The sequence below is a fragment of the uncultured Caballeronia sp. genome (genome assembly GCF_964243625.1).
Classification (GTDB): Bacteria; Pseudomonadota; Gammaproteobacteria; order Burkholderiales; family Burkholderiaceae; genus Caballeronia.
On the sequence record NZ_CAXTGZ010000504.1, the window covers coordinates 1 to 4,466 of the forward strand.

Consider the following 4,466-nt stretch of genomic DNA (forward strand, 5'->3'; position numbering starts at 1 on the left):
CTGCCTGGACGTCGCCGTCACGGTGCTTTTGGCGGTGTCGACCTGGGCCTGGGCGGCGGCGGTCGTGAAAAGCGCTGCAGCGGCGGCCGCCACGAGCAGCCATCGGGAAGTAAAAATATGCATGGCGGGTCAGAGATGAAGATTGCGTTTCGGTACGGCATGGTAGGTGAGCGGGCGCGCGACACATAGCCGCGCCGCTACAACACATTGTCCCGTCGATGACGCTAATCGAAACGCAGAGCAGGCATTCACGCCGAGCCAATCCTCAAGCTGCGCGATTGCCTTCAATACAGCGGGCTGGCCGACATCGTAGTGTCGTGCGGTCGGAGAGAATGAGCCGGTACCAACCACGCGTATGAAAATCCCGATCGCGGCCAGTCTGTCCTTCGTGATGCCGTTGGCCCTCACGCCGCGCTACGAGGCATCAGGCTATGTGCCGCCGTAAGCCGGCAAGCACGACGCGTGGCTCGTTCCGCTCCCGGCGACCTATCTGCTCGATCGCGAAGGCATGATTGTCTTTGCTTTTATTGATGTCTTACCGCAGGCACTTTGAAACAGGATCGCCGCTTGCCGCATTGAGCGCGCTGCAGGCGAGACACGCGGCGCATCGGCGTGCGGTGCGTCCTTGAATTGCTTAAGGTCGGACACCGGCGTAATACTGGGCCGCAGCATCGATCTCATCCGGTGTCATGTTCCGCGCGACATTACGCATTTGCTCGTTGATATCGTTATGACGCGTTCCGTTCGCAAACGCCTGCAATTGCCCTTTCGAATACGCGTATGGCATGCCCTCGAGCCAGGGCGTCCCTGCCTTGTGATCGATCCCGCCATGACACGAAGCACACGAAGCGATGTTTCGCATGGGCGAACCATGCGCCACGATATCGGGTGCGGACATGGACGCAATGGCATCGGTGCGCGAAGCTGCTGGCTTGGGCAGATACCCATAATACGCAGCCAGGTCACGCATTTCCTGATCGGTAAGGTTGGCGGCCATTGGCGACATGACCGCATTACGCCGCGCGCCCGACTGAAAGTCGAGCAACTGCTTATAGATCACGGACGCAAACTGACCGGCAAGATTGGGCGAGTTGGCATCGCTCACGCCCATGGCCCCGTGGCACATCGTGCATCGCATGGCCAGGGTCGCACCACGGCCAATGGAAGCGCTGCTCGGTACACCAAGCAATTGCGGCGTCATCGCGACAAGGCTTGTTTGCGTCAAAGGCAATGGCGTCGCGGTCGTGATGCGCAACCACTGTTGCGGCACGCCGGCTGCGCTGCAGATCGCGTTCCATACGCCCTGGAACGGCTGGTCCTTTTGTGCGGACGGCAACCAGATGAAGCCTACCGCTGCCGAAAACAAAGCCAGCGCCAGCGTACCGCCGACCGTGACAGTGAACCAGCGGTTGCGTAACGAGAACAGGCGTTCTTCGTTCATCGCTGCGGCCCTCCAATTTGAATGGCCGGCACGGATGTGTCCGAGCGCGACACCAGCGATGCAACTGGATAACCGTAGTTGAAAAGCGTCAGGCCGATCATCAATGCAAGCCACAAGCCGAAGCTGTTCAACGCAACAGGAATGGTCTTCGATTCATGCACCGCCGTGCTGAAGCGGTACTCTTCCACCACCACATGCGGCCCACGATGCGCGCGGATCAGCACGATAAAAAACATCACTGCGGACACCACCAGGATGAACCCGCCAATGGTCGAGATGATCACCGACATGGCCTGCGCGGCAAGCTCGGGATCGGTGTAATCGAAGAAGGCCATGCGTCGCGGCATACCGAGGATGCCGGTGAAATGCCACGGGAACGTCAGCACGATCATGCCGACAAACCACAACCACAATTGCCAGCGCATGAGCCTGAGTTGCGTCATTGCGCGGCCGGTGAGATGCGGCCAGAGATCGTAGGCAATCGCGAAGTACATGATGACGATCGCGCCCGCGAAAATCAGGTGGAAGTGCCCGGTGACCCACTGCGTATTGTGGATCGTGGAGTCGAGCTGATAGCTCATGTTGATGATGCCGCCCGCCCCGCCGAAGCCAAGCATCACGAATGAGAATGCGAGTGCGAGCATCATCGGGTTCTGCCAGGGCAGCGCCTTGAGCCAGCCGAAGGTTCCCCGTCCGCCGCGCAAACGTGCTGCGATTTCCACGGACGCGCAGATGGTGAATACTGTTAGAAGGGTCGGCACGGCGACCAGTGCGGTGAACACCGAATGCATGAACTTGAAGCCGGAACCTACCTGTGGGTCGGCGAAAAGATGGTGAATGCCGATCGGCATGGAGACCACGAGAAACAGGATGAACGAGATGCGCGCCATGGAATCGCTGTACAAACGGCCGCCGATTGCGCGCGGCATGATGGTGTAATAAGCAATGTACGCAGGCATCAGCCAGAAGTAGACGATTGCATGCAGCGTCCACGAGAAGAACACGCGGGCGAGGCCTGCATCGATAGTCGTCTTGAAGCCGAGCGCCACCGGCAGGATCTGGAACAGGATCTCGATAGCGGCGCCCACCGCAGTCCATCCCCAGAGGTATGCACCTGCAACGCTCGCGAACATGGCGAGCGGGACGGGCACGCCGCGATTCGCACGCTTCCACGCGATCAGGTTGACCGACATGAGTCCAACCCAGATCCACGAGCCGACCACGACCAGCACAATGCCGATATAGAAGAAGGCGTTGCCGATCATCGGCGGATAAAACGTATACAGCACAGACGCAAGTCCCATCGCGACCGGGACCATTGCAGTGACGGTACCTACTGCTACCAGAATGAAACCGGCCCATGCCCAGCGCACGCCGATCAACGGCTTCTTCAGCGCAAGCTCGGTCACCGCATAGCCGAACCCCATTGCAATCAGCGTGGGAAATACATAGCCCATCGCCGAGCCGTGCGCGGTCACCGAGCGATAGTAAAGCTCCGGATTGTGCAGCCACGGGTGCAGCGGGCTGCGCACCCACATCTGCCAGGCGCCCAGCAACAACGCGCCGCCAAAGCTGATAAAGCCGAGCCAGAAATGCGCGAGAACGAGTCGCTTGCTATTTAACACAGCTTAATCTCCGCGAACCGTTAGCGTTTGCCATCTGAAGGAAAGTGGATTTGTCGATGACCTTCACATGCGCCCACATGCCCTGATGCCCTGTGCCGCAGAACTCGTGGCACGGCATCAGGTGCTCGGCCGGTTGCGTGAAGGTCGTCTTGAAAGTCGAGATATAGCCAGGCTCGAGCATTGAATTGATGTTCGTGTTCGTGATCAGGAAACCATGCACCACGTCAGCGCTCGTGGCGCGGAACGTAATAGGGGTATCGGTTGGAATCAGCAGGCATTGCGGCGTGAACGAATACTGTTGCGCGACCACTCGGACCGTGACCGATCCATCCGCTTCAACCGCGCTGCCCAGATTGCTTTCGATGAACTCACCGCTTATGTTGAGCGTATCGGGACGCACCGTCTCCACGCGCGAGGGCGGCATCATTGCCCAGTGAAGGCCCGTGAAGATCGTCATGCCGACAAGCACGCACAGGATGATCGCGACAAGCAGCGCCCATCTGCGCTCGATGCGCGCGGCCATGTCCGCCGATGCATGCGACTGGTGTTCATTGCTCATTGGATAACGCCACGCGGCATGAAGACCAGGAAATAAAACGCGAACCACAAGCCAATCACAATGGCCGTCGCCACGCCGGCAACCGCGATAGCGCCGTGCGGGCCATCGCGGACGATTTCATCGACGGCAGCATCTTCGTTTTCTGAATCAGTCATGACGTCCTCAATAAAGTGGCGCGGAGCGCAACGCGTTGACATCTTTTGCACTCACCGGCGTGCCGTGGTTGCCCCAGGCGGTACGGACATACGTGACCACTGCCGCGACTTCGACATCCGAGAGCGATTGCGCAAAAGGCGGCATACCGTAAGGCATGGGATTTTTCTTCGTGCCCGGCGCATAACCGCCGTTGAGCACCATGCGAATCGGATTCACGGACGACGTCATCTGGATGGACTGATTCGCTGCGAGCGGCGGGAAATGCGGCAGCTTGCCCTCGCCCTGCGTCGCATGACAAACAGCACATTGCGCGTCGTAGATCTTCTTGCCGAGCGGCGACATGGTGTTCTTTTCCTCGGCAAGCGCCGGTGTGGGCGGCGTAATCTTTTCACCGGCGCGTGAGGGCAGCGTCTTCAGATAGACGGCGACGGAACGGATGTCTTCGTCGGACAGATACTGGAAGCTGTCGTACACGACTTCCGCCATGGGGCCGTACACGGCGCCACGATTCGATACCCCCGCTTGCAGCAAATCGGAAATGTCTTCGATGCTCCAGTCGCCAAGCCCCGCTTCCTTATTCGATGTCAACGAAGGCGCATACCAGTTCTGCAGCGGTATCAGGCCGCCTTCGAATCGCTTCGATGGCGAGTTGCCGCCCAGCGCGTTGATCGCCGTATGACACATC

Annotated in this window: 6 protein-coding genes; all 6 read right to left on the reverse strand. The window is 59.3% G+C overall.

Annotated elements, in window-relative coordinates; genetic code table 11:
- Window positions 1-129: 129 nt before the first annotated feature.
- Complete coding sequence (locus ACFFAR_RS25715) at window positions 130-408, reverse strand: LysR family transcriptional regulator (protein ID WP_375508701.1); 279 nt, start codon at window positions 406-408, stop codon at window positions 130-132.
- 226 nt (window positions 409-634) lie between these two features.
- Window positions 635-1,441 (reverse strand): c-type cytochrome, encoded by an 807-nt coding sequence (locus ACFFAR_RS25720; protein ID WP_174363241.1) that lies wholly within the window; start codon window positions 1,439-1,441, stop codon window positions 635-637.
- Window positions 1,438-3,066: a b(o/a)3-type cytochrome-c oxidase subunit 1 gene (locus ACFFAR_RS25725; RefSeq protein WP_062170705.1), complete on the reverse strand. Its 1,629-nt coding sequence runs from the start codon at window positions 3,064-3,066 to the stop codon at window positions 1,438-1,440. The genes ACFFAR_RS25720 and ACFFAR_RS25725 overlap by 4 nt, the downstream gene beginning before the upstream one ends.
- Window positions 3,056-3,625 (reverse strand): cytochrome C oxidase subunit II, encoded by a 570-nt coding sequence (locus ACFFAR_RS25730; protein WP_174363240.1) that lies wholly within the window; start codon window positions 3,623-3,625, stop codon window positions 3,056-3,058. The genes ACFFAR_RS25725 and ACFFAR_RS25730 overlap by 11 nt, the downstream gene beginning before the upstream one ends.
- A complete protein-coding gene (locus ACFFAR_RS25735; RefSeq protein ID WP_174363239.1) occupies window positions 3,622-3,780 on the reverse strand; it encodes a hypothetical protein in 159 nt (52 codons plus the stop codon). Before ACFFAR_RS25735 ends, ACFFAR_RS25730 begins: the two co-directional genes overlap by 4 nt.
- A gap of 7 nt (window positions 3,781-3,787) precedes the next feature.
- On the reverse strand, window positions 3,788-4,466 hold a 679-nt coding region (locus tag ACFFAR_RS25740; protein WP_375508702.1), incomplete at its 5' end, for a c-type cytochrome.

Excerpts from the sequence above, each read along its gene's own strand:
- ACFFAR_RS25730 (WP_174363240.1), bottom strand. The coding sequence starts at position 3,625 with ATGAGCAATGAACACCAGTCGCATGCATCGGCGGACATGGCCGCGCGC.
- ACFFAR_RS25720 (WP_174363241.1), bottom strand. The coding sequence starts at position 1,441 with ATGAACGAAGAACGCCTGTTCTCGTTACGCAACCGCTGGTTCACTGTC.
- ACFFAR_RS25735 (WP_174363239.1), bottom strand. The coding sequence starts at position 3,780 with ATGACTGATTCAGAAAACGAAGATGCTGCCGTCGATGAAATCGTCCGC.